Origin of the sequence: Larkinella rosea, from assembly GCF_003858635.1 — a bacterium.
GTDB lineage: Bacteria > Bacteroidota > Bacteroidia > Cytophagales > Spirosomataceae > Larkinella > Larkinella rosea.
This window is the reverse complement of sequence record NZ_RQJO01000008.1, coordinates 873141-892129: the sequence shown is the minus strand read 5'-3', so window position 1 is coordinate 892129 and position 18989 is coordinate 873141. Positions and strand designations below refer to the sequence as shown.

The window sequence follows — 18989 nt, the reverse complement described above, 5'->3', positions numbered from 1 at the left end:
ATTGTTCATTGTTCATTATTCAATATTCACAGGATATTGAATGTAATCATCGACGCCAGCCTTCCGGGCATTGGCTTTTACCATCGTCAGGCTAAAACCGGCGTGAGTCGGGTTGCCGAGCAATTGGTAAAGGGACTCCTTGAATCGAAAGACGTTCAGCTTTCGCTGGCGGCTCCGACACACCAGGCCGAAACGCTGCGGTATGCGCGGGAAACCTTCGGCATACAGGCTCCTGCCCTGGTCAATCGACCATCGGAACTGGGTTGGGCAAAGCTGGAGAATGCGTTGCTCGGTCCGTTTGCGCCCCAGAGCCTGCCCTCGAAGGTGATTCGTCAGGTATTTTACCGTACCCGAAAAGCGCTGAACAGCGAACAGGCCCGGTTTTCGGCGAAGTTTTTACCAGCCAATGCGATTTATCACTCGCCGTTTTTTGCCATTCCGACTGACATTGGACGGATGCCAAATCTTCGGAAGGTGCTGACGGTGCACGACCTGATTCCGATTCACCACCCCGAATGGTTCCCGGCGGGCGAACGCGCCGTTAAAGATGCCCTTACGAACCTGCCAGCGGATGCGCAGGTTGTCACGGTTTCGGAAGCGACAAAAGCGGATTTTTGCCAGTATACCGGTTTTGATCCAGCCCGCGTCACGCCCATTCACCTGGCCGCTTCGCCGAATTTGTTCTTTCCGGTAACGGATACGCAACGAATCAAGGCAACGCAAAACCGCTTTGGGTTGGGCGACGAGTCGTACCTGCTCAGTCTGGCGACGCTGGAACCACGCAAAAACCTCGATCACCTGATTCGCTGCTTCGTCGCGCTGGCCGAAAGTGGTGAATTACCGACCGAAATAAAGCTGGTTCTGGTCGGGACGAAAGGCTGGAAAATGGACCAGATTCTGGATGAAATCGCCAAGAAGGAAAGCATCCGGAAGCGGCTGGTTTTTACCGGTTTTGTACCCGACGAAGATCTGGCCGCCATTTATTCCGGGGCGCTGGCGTTTGTGTATCCATCGCTGTTCGAAGGGTTCGGGTTGCCGCCCCTGGAAGCGATGCAGTGTGGTTTGCCGGTAATCACGTCAAATGTGTCGTCGCTGCCCGAAGTCGTTGGCGACGCGGCCCTTCAGGTTTCACCCACCGACGCCGACGCGCTGGCACAGGCCATTCTGACGTTGGTTCGGTCGGCCGATTTACGCAGCGAATTAACAACCAAAGCCCTTCGGCGGGCACAATTGTTCTCCTGGGAACGTTTCACCAATGAGCACATCAGGCTCTATCAAAGATTATGAATACGATTAACATTGGAATTATTGGCGGAGCGGGTTACACCGGTGGCGAATTGCTGCGGATTCTCCTCAACCATCCCAACGCGGACATTGCTTTTGTTCACAGTAAAAGTCAGGCGGGAAAACCGGTTTACAATACCCACACCGATTTACTGGGCGATACGGACTTGACGTTTTCGGGCGAAGATACCCGCGAACTGGTCAATCAGGCCGGGCTTTCGGTGATTTTTCTCTGTTCCGGCCACGGCGAATCGGCGAAGTTTTTAGCCGAAAATCCCATTCCCGACACCCTGAAAGTGATCGACCTCAGCACCGATTTTCGCGACGAGTCGAACGGTTTTGTATACGGTTTGCCCGAACTTCAGCGCGACCGGATTCGCCCGGCCACCAAAATTGCGAATCCTGGCTGTTTTGCCACCAGCATTCAACTCGCACTTTTGCCGCTGGCGCAGGCCGGATTGCTCACCGATGCCGTTCAGGTCAGCGCCATTACCGGCTCGACCGGCGCGGGGCAGTCGCTCAGTTCGACGACGCATTTCACCTGGCGAAACAACAACGTTTCGATTTACAAGGCATTTACGCACCAGCATTTGAAAGAGATTCGCCAGAGTCTGAACGCCCTGCAACCCGGTTTTGACCAGGCTATCCATTTTGTGCCGTACCGGGGCGATTTCACCCGGGGTATTATGGCAAACGTCTACACGCCTTACGCCGGAAGTCTGGAAGAAGCACGGCAGCTTTTCAAGAATTATTACGCGGGTCATCCCTTCACGCACGTCAGCGACACGCCCGTGGACGTGAAACAGGTGGTTAATACCAACAAATGCCTGATTCATCTGGAGTTGCACGACGGCCAGTTGCTGATTAGCAGCATCATCGACAACCTGACCAAAGGCGCATCGGGTCATGCCGTTCAAAACATGAATCTCCTGTTTGGTTTGCCGGAAGATACCGGTTTGCGACTGAAAGCGGTGGCGTTCTAACAGCCCCCACGGACCGGGGCGCGTAGCCTTCAGTCCGTGGCCATCACGATCCTGCCATTCCCCTTTTTTCGTTAGTTATTTCCCACAGTCGGCCAGTTATCGACTCCGACTAGCCGACCTTCTTCACGGACGCTATCTTTGGAATGCTAAAATGAAAGTAGCATTCCAAAGAGCGATGATTTTCCTGTCCAATTCAATGCTTCACTTTCAGAGCTAAAAAAGTGCGATAGATTCGTCTGATAGAATGTTGATCATACAAATTTATCGTACTTTACGGAGCCTATTTCACGTTAATTAAGCACGGCCTAAAGTCCGCGCGTACGTAGGCGATTTCGAGTTTTGTCTTATTTTTACAAAAAATATTCTAAACCCAATGGAAAATACGTCAACGGCAAAACCGTACCCCTGGCTAAAACAGTATCCGCAAGGCATGCCTGCCGAAATAAATCCCGACGCGTATCCATCGCTGGTCGAATTGATTGATGAAGGCTGTCAGCGGTTTGCGGATAAAGGGGCTTATGCCAACATGGACAAGGTGTTGACTTTCGGGGAAATAGATACGCTTTCCGGCCATTTTGCTTCGTACCTGCAAAACGTTCTGAAACTGCAAAAAGGAGATCGCGTGGCGATTCAAATGCCGAATCTGTTGCAATATCCGGTCGCTATTTTCGGCATTTTGCGGGCCGGGCTGGTGGTGGTCAATACCAATCCGCTGTATACGCCCCGGGAAATGCAGCATCAATTCAAGGACTCGGGTGCCAAAGCGATTGTCATTCTCGCGAATTTTGCCAGCAATCTGGAGAAAATCATCGACCAGACCGATATCAAACACGTCATCCTTACCAACGTTGGCGACCTGCTGGGATTCCCGAAAAAGCTGATTGTCAATGCAGTAGTCAAATATGTCAAAAAACTAATCCCGGCTTATCACCTGCCGCAAGCCGTGTCGCTGAGTGACGCGCTGAGCAAAGGAAGCCGACAGCCTCTGCAAAAAGTTCAGGTTGCCGGTTCCGACATGGCGTTTGTGCAATACACCGGCGGAACAACCGGTGTTTCGAAAGGGGCCGTATTGACCCACCGGAATATTGTTGCCAACACCGAAGCGGGCAGTAAATGGATGCAGATCGACCTCATGGGCGTTGAGCAGTGTGTCATCATCGCCCCGCTGCCTTTATACCACATTTATGCCCTGACCGTCAACGCGATGCTGGCCCTCAAAAGTGGCTGTCTGAATGTACTCATTACCAATCCGCGCGATATGAACGCGTTTGTTGACGAACTGAAGAAATACAAGTTCAACATGTTTGTCAGTTTGAATACGCTGTATAATGGTCTGGTGAATAATTCCCGCATTACGGAAGTCGATTTCACCAACCTCAAAATTGCTTCTGCCGGTGGCATGGCGTTGCAATCGTCGGTGGCCGAACGCTGGAAAAAACTAACCGGAATCACCATTTCCGAAGGATACGGTCTCTCCGAAACCTCACCCATTCTGACCTCGAACCCCTGCGACGGAACGGCCCGACTCGGAACGATTGGGCTCCCGCTGCCGAGTACGGAGCTGAAAATCATGCAGGAAGACGGTACCGAAGCACCGATGGGGATGCCCGGCGAAATCTGGGCCAAAGGACCGCAGGTTTTCCCCGGCTATTACAACCGCCCCGACGAAACCGCGAAGGTAATGGAAGGCGAGTACTTCAAAACGGGCGATATTGGCGTGATGGACGAAGACGGTTTTTTCCGGATCGTCGACCGGAAGAAAGATATGATTCTGGTATCCGGCTTCAATGTCTATCCCAATGAAATTGAAGATGTTATCGCTCGCTGCCCGGGCGTTCTGGAAGTAGCCTGCATTGGCGTTCCCGATGATAAATCGTCGGAAGCCGTCAAAATTTTTGTGGTCAAAAAAGATCCCAACCTGACGGCGGATGATATTCTCAACTACAGCAAAGAGCAGTTGACCAATTACAAACGACCGCGTCACATTGAGTTCCGGACGGAATTGCCGAAGAGTAATGTGGGCAAAATCCTGCGACGCCCCCTGCGCGACGAAGAACTCGCGAAATTAAATAAGAAGTAAGACGACAGGCGGTTTTTCAACCGCCTTTATTTTTGGATTAAGCCATGGCATATGGCATCGTCAACGGAAGGAATTCCTGCTGAAAAGCGACCACTAATTTCATGAATTGTGTCGTTTTTCGGCGGGAAACCTCAATTTCATTTCCATTTGCCAGACAGATACTCACACTTTTTCCCGTCCGGATTTCCTGGAGATAGAGCAGATTGATGATGCTTTTCTTATGCGGTCTCACAAAGATTTCCGACGGAAGACGGCCCTCCAGTTTCTTCAAGGTTAGCGATACGATCATCTCGGAACCGTCGCTGAAATGAACCACCGTATAGTTGCCTTTTCCTTCCAGCCAGGTAATGCGGTAGGCCGGAATTTTCCGGCGTTGCCCCCAAAACGGCAAGACGATATCCGGCAGGTTCAGGTGACGGGCGACCGACTGTAGCTGGAATTCTGAGTAACTATTTCTGGTGCCGGGATGGATTGCTACTTTCATATACGGAGCCGTTTGTATACAGAACTTTTACAAAAATGGTTTTTATTTTGATATAAAAGCAAGCCTTTTTTAACTATTTGCATCAAAACCGCAAAAATATTTTTCACTTTTTTGTTTTTTATCCCCTAGCTCGTCTTTAATAACGATTTTGGTAACATTCAGCCCATTTGCAACTTTGAAAAGCGGCTTCGTGTTTGTTTCAAAACTTACTTCATTCCCAGTAACTATTCATGGCGACCTTGTTAGACTTTGTTGGAAACACTCCACTCGTTGAATTAAAGCACATTAATCCAAATCCAGGCGTCAGCTTGTACGGCAAAATGGAGGGACACAACCCGGGCGGAAGCGTCAAGGATCGCCCGGCCTACAGCATGATCAAAGGCGCCATTGAACGGGGTGATTTAAAACCGGGTGTCAAACTGATCGAAGCCACCAGTGGCAATACCGGCATCGCGCTTGCCATGATTGCCCGCCTGTATAACGTTGACATTGAACTGGTTTTGCCCCAGAACTCGACCCGCGAACGCATCCTGACCATGCAGGCGTTTGGCGCGAAGGTAACATTGATGGAAACGATGGAGAATGCCCGCGATTATGCGGAAGAACAGGCCGCCACAGGCGCTTATTTTTTACTCAATCAATTTGCCAACCCCGACAACTATCTGGCGCATTATCGCACGACTGGGCCGGAAATCTGGGAAAATACTCAAGGTAAAATTACTCATTTTGTTTCAGCAATGGGGACCACCGGCACCATCATGGGCAACTCCCGGTTTCTGAAAGAGCAGAACCCCGCCATTCAGGTGATCGGCTGCCAGCCTTCGGAGGGTTCGCAGATACCGGGCATCCGGAAATGGCCCCAGGAATACCTGCCCAAAATCTTTGATCCCAGCCGCGTCGACCGCGTGATTGAAATGTCGCAGGACGACGCCACACAAATGACCCGTCGACTGGCCCGCGAAGAAGGAATTTTCGCCGGAATGAGCAGTGGAGGAGCGGTTTTTGCCGCCCTCAAACTCATCGAAGAGCTGGAAGAGGGTGTGGTCGTTTGCATCATCTGCGACCGGGGCGACCGCTATTTGTCGTCCGATTTGTTTGGCAATTAACGGAATCGGATAATTGACGAACCGGTTTTGCGCAATGTTTCAGAAATAAAAAACCGGTTCGTCAATTATCCGTTCGACGGCTTGCACGGCATCCGCGGAGTTCTGTACATTTGTGTTATGTACAAGCGCGTCGTCCTGCCTCTCCTTTTTCGTTTTGATGCTGAACAAATTCACCATTTTGTTACTTCCTTCCTGAAAATTTCACTGGCTATTCCCGGTTTTCGCTGGCTGTCCCGGCAATTGTTCACCATCGACGATCCGCGGCTGAAACGGACCTTGTTTGGCATTGAATTCAAAAATCCGGTTGGTTTGGCCGCCGGTTTTGACAAAAACGCCGAATGGGTCGATGAACTGGCGTGTCTGGGTTTCGGATTTATTGAAATCGGAACCGTCACTCCCCGTCCCCAATCCGGCAACGACCGGCCCCGGCTTTTTCGGTTGAAAGCCGACAAAGGGCTCATCAACCGCATGGGTTTTAACAACGAAGGGGCCAAAGCGGCCGCCAACCGACTTCGCAAACGCAACTCGGGCCAGCAACTGATCATCGGTGGGAACATTGGCAAGAACAAACTGACGCCGAACGAAAACGCGCTGGACGATTACCTGATCTGTTTCCACGACTTATTCGATACCGTCGATTATTTTGTCGTGAATGTCAGTTCGCCGAATACGCCGGGGCTTCGGGCGTTGCAGGAAAAAGAACCGCTGATGGCGCTGTTGCAGCGTTTACAGGACGAAAACCGGCAAAAACCGGTTGCAAAACCGATTCTTCTTAAAATTGCTCCCGATCTGACCGACAGCCAGTTAGATGACATTATCGAAATTGTGACGACGACCCGCATTGCGGGAATTATTGCCACCAACACCACCATTAGCCGCGACGGTTTACAGACCGATTCCCAAACCGTTGAAAAAATCGGTATGGGCGGTGTCAGTGGAGCGCCATTACGACAACGTTCGACGGAAGTGATTCGTTACCTTTGTCAACAGTCGAATCATGCCTTCCCGGTGATCGGGGTGGGTGGTATTGCAACGGCGGAAGATGCGCTTGAGAAATTGCGGGCCGGGGCCAGTTTGGTGCAGGTCTACACGGGGTTTATTTACGAAGGCCCTGCGTTAGCTAAAAGGATTTGCAAAGTATTGGCAGAAGAGGTAGTTTAAGGCAGCTAAAAAAAAATGACTCAACCCATCAACCGACAAAACACCGTTCGGAACGAGCGGCCGAAAGCGCCGAAGCCGACGGTTTCGATGAAATGGCCTACCTGGCAAGCCGACCGCAAGTCGCAGCTTGCCTTCGGAGGGTTGCTGATCCTGCTGGCCATCGGTCTGACCGTGGCTTTTTGCTCCTACCTGATCACCGGCGAAGCCGACCAGAGTGTCCTGAGTAAAATGACTATTGCAAGCGTGCGGGAATCGGGAATCGAAATGCGTAACTACCTGGGAATTCTGGGAGCCGTCATCGCCCATATATTTATTTTCCGGTGGTTTGGAATTGCCGCACTGGGCATTCCCGTCATTTTGTTTTTGTCGGGGCTGAAACTCGTGTTCAATTTCGAACTGTTGCCGCTCGGTCGTACCACCAAAGCGGTTTTGTTTTACATGACCTGGCTCAGTGCGCTGGCCGGTTACATTGTTTTAGCTACAGATTCCATCGGACAAGGCAGTGTCTGGTGTGGCGGTATTGGATACGAAGTGAATGTCTGGCTCTTCAGCCTCATCGGCTGGGGTGGAATCGCCATTATCGGTTTCGCCCTGTTTGTATTCCTCATTTTTTTCTACGGAATTACGAAATTACCTTCCATTACGTTGCCGCAACGACCGGTTTCGGCACCCCGCCAATCGAATGAACGGGAGGAGGAAGAAGAACCGGAAGAGGACGATGAAGACGATGTGGCCGATTTCATCGACGTCAAACCAAAGAATAACGGTTTTTCAAAACCGGTGCCGCCCCCCGTTTCGGAAACCAGTGAACCTGATCCCGAGCCCGAGGTAAAACCGGAAACGAAACCCGCAGACAGAACGCCTGTTGCTGCCACCTCGGGCAAAAAACCGCTGACGTTTACCATTGCCGATACAACGCCGATTGAACCTTCGTCCGAACCTTCCCAGCCCGTTGCGGACGTGTATGCCGGACCAACGGATGAGGTGGACGAAGATGCGCTGAAACTTCACGGCCTCTACGACCCAACGCTCGATCTGCCCCGGTATCAGTTTCCGACGATCGAACTGCTGACGGAATATCCGGAGAATAAAAAAGCGCAGGTTTCGGCGGAAGAACTGGAAGCCAACAAGGATCGAATTGTTGAAACGCTCCAGAATTACGGAATCACCATTGATAGCATTAAGGCGACGATCGGACCAACGGTTACGCTGTATGAAATTATTCCGGCGGCCGGGGTCCGGATTTCCAAAATCAAGAGCCTGGAAGACGACATCGCCCTGAGTTTGGCCGCGCTTGGTATTCGGATTATTGCGCCAATGCCGGGTCAGGGGACGATCGGGATCGAGGTGCCGAATAAAAACCGGGAGATGGTGGCAATGCGGTCGGTGATGACCACCGAGAAATTCACCAAAAGCACGTTCGAGTTACCGGTGGTGATGGGCAAAACCATTTCCAACGAGATTTACGTGGCCGATCTCGCCAAAATGCCGCACCTGCTCATGGCCGGAGCCACGGGACAAGGGAAGTCGGTCGGGTTAAATGTGCTGCTGACTTCGCTGATTTATAAAAAACACCCGTCGCAGCTTAAGCTCATTCTGGTTGATCCGAAAAAGGTGGAACTGACGCTGTTCAACAAGCTCGAGCGGCATTTTCTGGCCCAGCTGCCCGACAGCGACGAGCCAATTATTACCGATACGAAAAAGGTCGTCAATACACTCAATTCGCTTTGTATCGAGATGGACAACCGGTACAATCTGCTGAAAGACGCGCAGTGCCGGAACCTGAAAGAATACAACGCCAAGTTTATCCAGCGTCGGTTAAACCCGGAAAAAGGGCACAAATTTTTGCCGTACATCGTACTGGTAATCGACGAGCTGGCCGACCTCATGATGACGGCGGGCAAAGAAGTCGAACAGCCGATTGCGCGGCTGGCGCAGTTGGCGCGGGCGATCGGTATTCACCTCGTGGTGGCCACGCAGCGGCCTTCCGTAAACGTCATTACCGGTTTGATCAAAGCCAACTTCCCGGCCCGGTTGTCGTTCAAGGTAACGTCTAAAATCGACTCGCGGACGATTCTGGATACGGGCGGGGCCGAGCAATTGGTCGGGATGGGCGATATGTTGTTCTCGTCGAACTCCGACATCGTACGGCTGCAGTGTCCGTTTGTCGATACGAACGAGATTGAAGACATCTGCGAATTTGTGGGCAGCCAGCGCGGGTACGATTCCTCGTATAACCTGCCGGAATTTGCCGGTGACGAATCGGGAAGCAGCGAAGAAAAAGAAATTGATCTCGAAAACCGGGATCCGATGTTCGACGAAGCCGCCCGACTGGTGGTCAATCATCAGCAGGGAAGTACATCGCTCATTCAGCGTCGGTTAAAATTGGGCTATAACCGCGCCGGTCGGCTCATCGACCAGTTGGAAGCCGCCGGTATTGTCGGTGCCTTCGAAGGCAGTAAAGCACGTGAGGTGCTTATCCAGGACATCAATACACTGGAAGAATTATTGAAAAGTTTGAATTGATCGAAAAAGGCAGAGGGAGGAGAGGATTAAAGAAGGAGGGATATCCGGGGCCCTCTTCCCTTAATCCTCTCCTCCCTTTCATTCTTTTATTAAACTTTTTGAATTAAATCTTGTCTACCTACGAAACGGTCGGCAACTTTGCAGGCGGTTTTAAAAACGAATTCAGGATTACATAACAGGAAATAAACATGAAAAAATTAGCCTTGCTATGGGCGTTGGTTGTGGGGTTGTCGCTGCCGTCTTTGGCACAGAAAGAAAAGAAAGCGCTGGATGTTCTGGACGCGATGAGTGCCAACTATAAAGCTTTGAACTCCTATAAAGCATCCTTCACCTATACGGGCGACGGCAGTAATTACAAAGGCGATTTAACCGTAAAAAAAGTGGCATTTCGCCTGAAACTGGCCGGTCAGGAGGTTTTTACGGATGGCAAAACAATGTCGACGTATATCAAGGAAACCAATGAGGTAAATGTGCAGGATTATGACGCCGGAGCCGCCGGTGATTTCAATCCAACGAAGATTTATTCCATCTACAAACAGGGCTACAATTACAAATACGTTGGTGAGCAGAAACAGGGCGGCCAGGCAGTCGATGTGGTGGAACTGACCCCGGAAAAGAAAGGCACCCAGATTGTTAAAGTGCAAATCTCGGTCAATAAAACCAACAAACAGGTTAAAGGCTGGAAGCTGACCGATAAAACCGGTAAGGTAACCAGCTATACCATCGACAAATTCACGCCGAACGTTGCCGTCGCCGATAGTTATTTCGTTTTCGACAAAACGAAATACCCCGGCGTTGAAGTGGTTGATCTCCGATAATCACACCTTTTCAGGCCTGTACACCGGAAACGGCCGTTTCCGAATCCGGTTGTACAATCCGGAAAGGCTGTCGTTTCCAGTACGTCAGCGAGCGCCAGGCCCATTCCAGCGGTCCAAAATAGAAAAACCGTAACCACAATGGGCTGCCGATCAGCTGAAAAATCCAAATTCCGGCGACGACATAATAGAGTTCGTAATACGTCAGCTTGCCAAAATTTCCCAAACCGTATCCGAAGAAAATAAAGGTGCAGATGAGCGTCTGCATCACGTAATTGCTAAACGCCATTTGCCCAACGGCGGATAATGCCCCCGTTAGCCAGCGCAGCCAGCCCGATTGGTAGACGATCATAATGAGACCGACATGACCCAGCGCCATCGTCACCCGACGAATGTCGTAGGTGGTGCGGTTCGGAGCCCAAAAGTGGCTATCCAGGTAACGTCCAAAATCGGCATGCGATGCTGCGGTTTCCTGATGCACCCACCAGCCGAGCGGGAGGCCAATACCGTAACCGATCAGCAGCAGAGCAAGGTAGCCGCGCCGTCGGAGCCGGCCGGTGAATACCCCCAGCCTGTAAAGCGCCATTCCCAGGAACATCATTTCGATGGCGTCCCAGAAATAAAAATTATACATGACCTCCGACTGGATTTCGGAATTGATGGGCAAATAAAAAGCCCAAACCGTCGGATAGCCGGAACGCACTTTTTTGATTTCTTCGTCGATTTTTTTCTGATCCGGTTTGCCATTTTTCACCACAGTTTCCCAGGCTTTTTTATCCTCTTTCTGTGCATCCGTCAGTTTCTTTTTCTGTTTTTCGAGGGCAACGACTTTCAGATACGCTTCCCGTTTTCCCTTTGAGTCATAAAACCGCAGATTGCCTTTAACAATGAGCACCGTAAAACATACCAGACTGGCCAGCATCAGGTAACGCGGAGCCAGTTTACGAAATGGAAAGAGAAATAAACCGCAAAGGCCGTAGGCATACAGGATGTCGCCCGCCCAGAGCAGAACGTACGCATCGATGACGCCGAACAACACCATCCAGAGAATCCGGCGGTAATAAATATCAGCAACCGACAACCCGGCCGAATGCTCCTTTCGCGTGGTCAGCAGGATGACGCCCGCACCAAAAAGCATGGAAAACAACGCCCGCATTTTGCCGGAAAACAGGATTTCGATGACCTGATGCGTCAGGTAGTTGGCGTCGCCGGGATGATCGAATTTCAAGGACCCCAGTATGCCTTCCGGCAGACCAAAATACGGAATGTTCATCATCAGAATACCCAGCAAAGCCACCCCGCGAATCACGTCGATGGAGCGAATGCGGTCAGCACGGTCTACGGGGCGCAGGGTTTCAGCCGTTGCGGTACTAGCGGAAGTTTCCATTGACGATAGGGATTGGCGGTAAGCAACGTTTCTGTAATTAGCTATGAATTTGACACATATCCAATCCCCGACCGGGTGATTTCAGAAATCAGTAAGCTGGCATCAGTCGGGAGAAAACCGCTACGTTTTCGTCATCAGGCCCAAAATCAGCTTAATTTCTGAATGAATACCGTCCAGTAATTCGTTCACATTTTGATCATCAAAGCGTTCCATGTATTCCAACGTTCGGGCCATATTAGCCAGATTGGCCATTCCGGCGCTGGCTGCGGTTCCGTAGAGTTTATGCCCGCTGGCCTTCAGCCCCGCCAGATCGACTTTTTCGGCCTGAAGCGCAAGGGCAGACATCGCTTTTTTTAGCTCATTACCGGCGGCTTCGACCAGCTCTTCGACGAACTCGGTATCATAATCCGCCATTTTCCGGATCGTTTCCAGATTAAAATGCGCCCGCTGCTCTTCGGAATCCTCCGGTTGCTCCGCCCGGTCCGGGCCGGAAAACAGCCAGCGATCAAACAACTCACGAATTGATTTTTCAACAATGGGCTTGGTCAGAAAATCATTCATGCCGACCTCCAGGCATTTTTCCCGCTCTCCTTTTACCGTTCCGGCCGTCAGTGCGATGATCGGAACGCGGGCATCCGGCTCAATTTCCCGAATTCGCTGCGTGGCTTCGTAGCCATTCATCAACGGCATCTGAATATCCATCAGAATCAGATCCGGTTTTTCCCGAATGAAATTCTGAACGGCTTCCAGTCCGTTAACCGCTTCAACGACCTGGGCATTCGGCGTAATCCGACCCACAATCACCTTGGCCAGCAACTGATTGATCTTATTATCTTCCACAATCAGTATTTTCACCGAATCTCCCTCCACCCGGTTTGGCTGAGCTGACGTTCCCGGCAACGGACTCTCTTTGGGCTTCACCAACCGCTGCAGCGATTCATACAACTCATGCATTTTAATGGGTTTCACCAACCGCTGGTTCACCTCCAGGGTCTCGCACGTCCGAATAATTTTTTCGTCATCCGCCGAACTGTGCAGAAGAATAATGGGTTGCTCGTTCGCCGACGGATAAAAATCGGCCCGTATTTTCCGAATGGTTTCCAACCCGTCCATAAACGGCATGTGGTAATCCATCAGAATGACATCGTATTTTTTCGGTCGGGCCAGCAGTTGCAGCGCTTCAAAACCGTTGCTCGCTTCGTCGACCGCAATCTGTTTAAGCAAAAACTGTTGCCGCAAAATCAGCCGGTTGTGCTCGTTGTCGTCCACAATCAGAACGTTCCGGATCGAGTCGATATCCTGCCAGACCGGTGCGTCGCCGGGTTCAGATTTGAAGCGGATTTCGAAGAAAAAACAACTGCCTTCGCCGGGTGTACTGGTCAGTTGAAGCTGGCTTCCCATCAAGCCCAGCAATTTGTTGGAAATGGTCAGACCCAGTCCGGTTCCGCCGTATTTTTTCGTCGTAGACGGATCGGCCTGCGAAAAGGCATCAAATATTTTCTCCTGCATTTCCGGTTTTATGCCAATACCGGTATCCCTTACCTCGAATCGGAACGTAACATATTCGTCATTCGGATTGCTCAGAGCCGCAATTTTCAGTTCGATTTCGCCCTTTTCGGTAAATTTCACCGCATTCCCTAACATATTAAGCAGCACCTGCTTCAGACGCACCGAATCGACAAAAATAAACCGGGGCAAATCTACCGACAGGTTCAGCAGTACTTCAAGCCCTTTGTTTTGGGTCTGGTAAGTGATAATATCCGCAACCTGGCTGCTCAGTTCGTAGAGATCGGCTTTCTCAATAGCCAGTTCCAGCTTTCCGGCTTCAATTTTAGAAAAATCCAGAATGTCGTTGATAATGCCCAGCAAGGCGTTGGCCGACTGGTTGACAATGGAGAGATACTGTTGCTGCGTCGTATTGAGGGAAGTTTTCAGGACCAGATCCGTAAAACCGATCACGCCGTTCAAGGGTGTCCGGATTTCATGGCTCATATTGGCCAGAAATTCCGACTTGGCAATGCTGGCCTGCTCGGCCAGAAGTTTGGCTTTTTGTAGTTCGTCCCGTTGCAAACAGATTTCGGTAATGTCCTGCGTAAACATCATGATGCCGCCAATCGACCCATCGAACTGATACCACGGCCGGACTTCCCAGCGCAGAAACTGATCATGATCCCAGCCATCGGGACGCCAGATGTCTTCGTTGTTTTTTTCCACGGCTCCTTCAACGCAGCGCGCATGGATGGCTTTCCACTCGTCCGATATACTCGGAAACACGTCATAATGGGAGACACCAATGACGCTCCCCGATAAATGGTATTCTTCCATCCAGCGGTGGCTGACGGCGATGTATTTAATGTCCCGGTCGAACATGGCCACGGCCGCCGGAGCGTGTTCAACAAAAGCCGCCAGTCGTAACTTTTCGTTGACCAGAGCCTGCTCGGCCTGTTTTTTTTCATCGATATCCTGAATCGTACCATACAACCGCTTGTACTTCCCATCCGAGAATTCCGGTGTTCCCAATACCCGAACCCAAACGGTTCGGCCGGTTGCTGTAACAATCTGCAGTTCCAGATCATACGGCACACTTTCCTGCCGGGAACGGGAAACCGCATTCAGAATCTGTTCGCGATTCTTTTCGTTAAAAAAGGACATCGCCGACTCGAAATCGGGCTTAAAGTCGGCCGGCACTTCATGAATCGCCTTTGTAACCGCCGACCAATGAACGGTTTTCTCCGTCATATTCACCTCCCAGGTACCAATTCGGGCAGCCTCATTGGTCTGCTCCAGCATTTCATTCGTCCGGTTCAGGTCGGTTTCCAGTTGGTGCCTTCGCGTAATGTCGATGGCATTTCCGATTACGTAAGTATGGCCATTTAGTTCTTTTTCCAGAATATTATTGAACAGCCAGATCAATTGCGAACCATCTTTGTGCAGCGTACACATCAGCCCACTGGCTTTGCCGTTTTTAGCGATGGTTTTCAAGTAGCGCGTCAACCCCTCCTGTTGCTCTTCCGGAGCAATATCGAACAGGCTGAGCCCCGCCAGTTCTTCCGGTTCATAGCCCAGCGCATGCGATCCCGCACTATTGACGGTCAGCAATTTTCCGTCAAGATCGTGAATGCACATCAACCCCTGAGAGTTTTCAAAAAACGAGCGAAACTTGCTTTCCGACTGATGCAGCAAAGCGTCCCGCTGAACAATTTCGGTGATATCCCGGGCGATGGCAAACAAATAACCCGTATCCGGTTCCGGTGTGGCAACCCACTGAATGTGGCAGTACGTCCCGTTTTGGCAGCGAAACCGATGCGCAAAATTGATGGTTTTCTGGCCCGACGCCAATTTGGCAATTTCCTGTTGGGTAGCCAGCAGATCGTCCGGATGAACCAGATCAAAAAACGATGTTCGCAGCAGAAAGGATTCGCTCCAGCCCAAAACGTGCTGAAAAGCCGGATTTAGTTTTTTAAAATACCCGTCGGTACCCGCCACACAGATCAGGTCATTCGAAAGCGTAAACAGGTCACCCAGGTACTTCAACTCCTGCTTCTGCCGGTGCTCCACAATCATCTCGATGGCTACTTCGCCCAATAACCGCAACGATTTGAGTTGACTTTCCGTGAGTCTTCGGGGAATATGGTCCATCACGCAGAGCGTACCCAGCACGTAGCCATCGGGATCGGTCAATGGATAACCCGCGTAAAACCGGATGTGAGGATTGGTCGTCACCAGCGGATTTTCCTTAAAGCGATGATCGAGTGTGGCGTCTTCTACCTCCATAATCGCCTGATTCATAATCGTGTACCGGCAAAAAGCGATATCCCGGCTCGTTTCCGAATCAGCAAGTCCAACCCGGGATTTAAACCATTGCCGCTTTTCGTCGAGCAACGAAATCAACGAAATCGGCACCTCACAGATCAGGGATGCCAGTTCGGTCAGCCGGTCAAACTCCTTGCCGGGTTGCGTATCCAGAATCTGATAGCGGTGTAAGGCGATTAATCGCTCTGTCTCATTTGCGGGAATTGGCATGATCCTTTAAGCATAAAAAAGCTATTACAATTTGCCGCACTTTTTAGGCCAAGTTACTAATATCCGCATTTTAATTACATAATTTAATTTAGGATTAAAAAATAACTTTTTCAATCCTCCCCGCCCACCGTGCCAAAGTTGAATAAAAGAGATAAAAATCTGATTTTTAACAATTTGATTAGCTATTATTCACATTTCCCAGATTTCGCCCAATGAATTAAACCATTAATTACCGGACATTTGGATGAGTAGAATTACCGGTTACGGATTGGCGGTATTGAAGTAGTTCATTAACGGTTTTAAACGCATAGTTTCGTTGTTTTAAACCAGCAACAATTTCGGTAATTGCTTTGATGGATTCTTCTCCGTCGTCGTACATAACGTGCAGAAGGATGATCGAACCCGGTTTGGTATTCGCCAAAACGTGTTTGGTTATTTTTTCCGAATTGCCCGCTATTTCCGCGTAGGATTCCGGTTCCACATCCCACATGATGGTTTTTCGGTTGGTTTGGTTCAGGTAGTAAGGCAGCAGGATTAATTTCTTACCATTCGGTGGGCGGAAAAGGATTTCTTCCCGAAAACCGGTCCGGCGAATCAACGAATCTGTTTTTTCAACTTCGCTTTTCACAAATGCAAAAGACTTGAAAACCATACGATTATGCATATACGTGTGATTTCCCAGTTGGTGCCCTTCCAACACAATTTGCTTCCCTTCAGCTTCATTTTCAGCAAGTGATTGACCAGTTACAAAGAACGTTGCCTTGATATTCAGCCGGTGAAGAATGGCTAAAATCCGGGCGGTTTTTCGGGTTGGCCCGTCATCGAAGGTCAGTGCAACTACTTTTTGTCCGGTTTCGATTCGTGGATAAATCTCACCGAAAAACTGGAACGTCCGGGATCTTGAAATCTTCCAGAGAACGAATAAAAAGACCGGAATCAAAGCCAGAATGAATACATACTTCTTTTTCATATCAACCGGTTTTTCAGCTCATGCGACCACAAAAAGTCGAGTTGGCTGCAAAAATAGCGGTTTTAATTCGCTTGGTTTTTCTTCAAATAGCTCAAAATCAACTGCGGAATCGCCCCCGCAACTTGTCGCTTTTACCCCTCACCTTTTCCTTAAAAACCCGCCATCTTTGTTGACATACCATACCTATCAACATCATGGAAAAGCTGGAATATCGAATGACAATGGATGCACCACGGGAAAAAGTGTGGAACATTCTCTGGGGCGATGCGACCTACCCGGTCTGGACAGGCGTTTTCAGCGAAAACTCGCGGGTAGAAACCGACTGGCAGGAGGGCAGTAAAGTCCTGTTTCTGGGCGGAGGAAGTGAAGGGCTGGTTTCCAGCATTGCGGCCAACGTACCCCATGAATTTATGTCGTTCAAACACCTGGGCACCATCAAAGACGGCGTGGAGGATTACGACAGTGAACAAACCAAACAATGGGCGGGTTCGCACGAAAACTATACCCTCAAAACCGTAGATGGAAAAACCGAACTGGTGGTGGATCTGGACGTTACGGAACAGGACAAAGATTACTTCGGGAAGGCCTGGCCCAAGGCGATGGAAAAGCTGAAACAACTGGCCGAACAAGGCTAGATGCTTCCGTCCGGTTTTCGGAAATGCGACGGTTCGGATTTCCGAAAACCGGTTCTTTCAGGCCCCCGTTGCCAGCGCCATCACGTTTTCTTCCGTGGCCATACTTCGATTCAACTCGCCAGCCAACCGACCCTGCCGGATCACCAGAATCCGGTCGGACAACGCCAGCAATTCGGGTAGTTCGCTGGAAATGAGCAGGATTCCTTTTCCGGAAGCCGCCAGTTTACGCAATACCGTGTAAATTTCGGCTTTGGCCCCAACGTCGATGCCGTGGGTGGGTTCGTCGATGATCAGCATCTGCGGATCGGACAGCAGCCACTTGGCCAGCACTACTTTTTGCTGATTCCCACCACTGAGCGTCCTCACAATCTGCTTCGGGGAGTAGGACGCAATTCGCAATTGCCGGGTGAACGTTGCTGCGTGCGTTTCGGCCTGCTCCGCGTTGTACCACCGGCCCCGTCGGGCGGCTGTCAGCTTCACAGAAACCACGTTTTCGTCAATAGAACGATCGGAAAACAAGCCTTCCGACTTACGTTCTTCGGGAATATAGCCGATGCCAAAACGCATCGCATCAGCCGGGTGCGTAATCGTTATCGGCTTATCGTTCAGAAGAATACGACCGGTTTTGACCGGTTTTGCGCCGAACAGGGCCCTTGCAATTTCGGTGCGCCCCGCACCAACCAGGCCCGCCAGGCCCAGCATTTCGCCTTTGTGCAACCGAAAGCTGATCTCCTCAAAACCGCTTCCGGAAATGGACTGCACCTCCAGCAAAACCTCCGGCGTAGCCGTCGATTGAACCGATTCCGAACGCAATTCCCGCCCAACCATCTTTTTGACGAGCAAATCGGTGGTCACTTCTGCAATGGGAAACGTGCCCTGATCGATGCCGTCCTTTAAAACCGATACGCGGTCGGCAATCGAGAAAATCTCCGACAACCGGTGCGAAATGTAAATGACGGACCTTCCCTGGCTTTTCAACTGCCGAATGAGCCGGAACAACGTTTGCGTTTCCTGCTCGGTGATGGAAGCCGTCGGCTCGTCCAGAATCAGTAAATCCGGGTTTTGCGACAGCGCTTTGGCAATCTCAACCATCTGTTTCTGCCCCGGCGACAACTCACTCACCCGCGTCTTCGCCCGCAGCGAAGTCAGATTGAGTGCTTCGAGTAAATGATTGGTTTTCTGGTAAAGTGCCGAATAATCAATCAGGCCCAAAAACGTACGGGGTGGGCGGTTGGCAAAAATATTCTCGGCAACGGAAAGGCTATCGACCAGACTCAGTTGCTGATAAACGATGGCAATACCCAGTTGGGTAGCGTGAGCGGGGCCACGAATGACAACGGTTTCGCCTTTCCAGATCAACTCGCCCTCATCCGCCTGTAAATTGCCCGTCAGAACACCCATCAGCGTGCTTTTTCCCGCGCCATTTTCCCCGCAAAGCGCATGAACTTCTCCCGCCTGAATAGCCAGTGAAACGTTCTCCAGCGCCCTGACGCCGGGAAAATATTTGCTGATGCCGAGGAGTTGTAAGAGCATGC

At 50.7% G+C, this 18989-nt stretch carries 13 protein-coding genes; 8 read left to right on the top strand and 5 right to left on the bottom strand.

The window, feature by feature from the left end:
* Positions 1-36 precede the first annotated feature (36 nt).
* The 3 genes from EHT25_RS12400 (at position 37) to EHT25_RS12390 (ending at position 4347) form a co-directional block, all read left to right on the top strand.
* Positions 37-1287: a glycosyltransferase family 4 protein gene (locus tag EHT25_RS12400; protein WP_229311509.1), complete on the top strand. Its 1251-nt coding sequence runs from the start codon at positions 37-39 to the stop codon at positions 1285-1287.
* Positions 1284-2267 (top strand): N-acetyl-gamma-glutamyl-phosphate reductase, encoded by a 984-nt coding sequence (argC, locus tag EHT25_RS12395; protein ID WP_124874891.1) that lies wholly within the window; start codon positions 1284-1286, stop codon positions 2265-2267. Before EHT25_RS12400 ends, argC begins: the two co-directional genes overlap by 4 nt.
* 373 nt (positions 2268-2640) lie before the next feature.
* On the top strand, positions 2641-4347 hold the full coding sequence (locus tag EHT25_RS12390; protein WP_124874889.1) for an AMP-binding protein: 1707 nt from the start codon (positions 2641-2643) through the stop codon (positions 4345-4347).
* Positions 4348-4384: 37 nt separating this feature from the next.
* On the opposite strand, the gene EHT25_RS12385 is transcribed toward EHT25_RS12390, so the two are convergent.
* Positions 4385-4831: a LytR/AlgR family response regulator transcription factor gene (locus tag EHT25_RS12385; RefSeq protein WP_229311508.1), complete on the bottom strand. Its 447-nt coding sequence runs from the start codon at positions 4829-4831 to the stop codon at positions 4385-4387.
* 230 nt (positions 4832-5061) lie between these two features.
* Between EHT25_RS12385 and cysM the strand changes: the two genes are divergently transcribed.
* The 4 genes from cysM (at position 5062) to lolA1 (ending at position 10442) form a co-directional block, all read left to right on the top strand.
* A complete protein-coding gene (cysM, locus tag EHT25_RS12380; RefSeq protein WP_124874887.1) occupies positions 5062-5937 on the top strand; it encodes a cysteine synthase CysM in 876 nt (291 codons plus the stop codon).
* 117 nt (positions 5938-6054) lie between these two features.
* Complete coding sequence (locus EHT25_RS12375; RefSeq protein WP_124876095.1) at positions 6055-7098, top strand: quinone-dependent dihydroorotate dehydrogenase; 1044 nt, start codon at positions 6055-6057, stop codon at positions 7096-7098.
* A 15-nt stretch (positions 7099-7113) separates the two neighbouring features.
* Entirely contained in the window at positions 7114-9624 is a 2511-nt protein-coding gene (locus EHT25_RS12370; protein WP_124874885.1) for a DNA translocase FtsK, read from the top strand.
* 188 nt (positions 9625-9812) lie between these two features.
* Positions 9813-10442, top strand: a complete 630-nt coding sequence (gene lolA1 / locus EHT25_RS12365; protein WP_124874883.1) for an outer membrane lipoprotein periplasmic chaperone LolA1 — start codon at positions 9813-9815, stop codon at positions 10440-10442.
* A 10-nt stretch (positions 10443-10452) separates the two neighbouring features.
* Here the strand turns inward: lolA1 and EHT25_RS12360 are convergent, their stop codons facing one another.
* From EHT25_RS12360 to EHT25_RS12350, 3 genes are all read right to left on the bottom strand, one after another.
* Positions 10453-11826, bottom strand: coding sequence for a DUF418 domain-containing protein (locus EHT25_RS12360; RefSeq protein WP_124874881.1), 1374 nt, complete (start codon positions 11824-11826; stop codon positions 10453-10455).
* A gap of 120 nt (positions 11827-11946) precedes the next feature.
* Entirely contained in the window at positions 11947-15849 is a 3903-nt protein-coding gene (locus EHT25_RS12355; RefSeq protein ID WP_124874879.1) for a PAS domain S-box protein, read from the bottom strand.
* Positions 15850-16078: 229 nt separating this feature from the next.
* The gene (locus EHT25_RS12350; protein ID WP_124874877.1) at positions 16079-16819 is read right to left on the bottom strand and encodes a polysaccharide deacetylase family protein; all 741 of its coding nucleotides are present in this window, start codon (positions 16817-16819) and stop codon (positions 16079-16081) included.
* Between the two features lie 194 nt (positions 16820-17013).
* Here EHT25_RS12350 and EHT25_RS12345 point away from each other — a divergent pair, with 194 nt between their 5' ends.
* A complete protein-coding gene (locus EHT25_RS12345; protein ID WP_124874875.1) occupies positions 17014-17454 on the top strand; it encodes an SRPBCC domain-containing protein in 441 nt (146 codons plus the stop codon).
* Between the two features lie 57 nt (positions 17455-17511).
* On the opposite strand, the gene EHT25_RS12340 is transcribed toward EHT25_RS12345, so the two are convergent.
* The gene (locus EHT25_RS12340; protein WP_124874873.1) at positions 17512-18987 is read right to left on the bottom strand and encodes a sugar ABC transporter ATP-binding protein; all 1476 of its coding nucleotides are present in this window, start codon (positions 18985-18987) and stop codon (positions 17512-17514) included.
* Positions 18988-18989 lie beyond the last annotated feature (2 nt).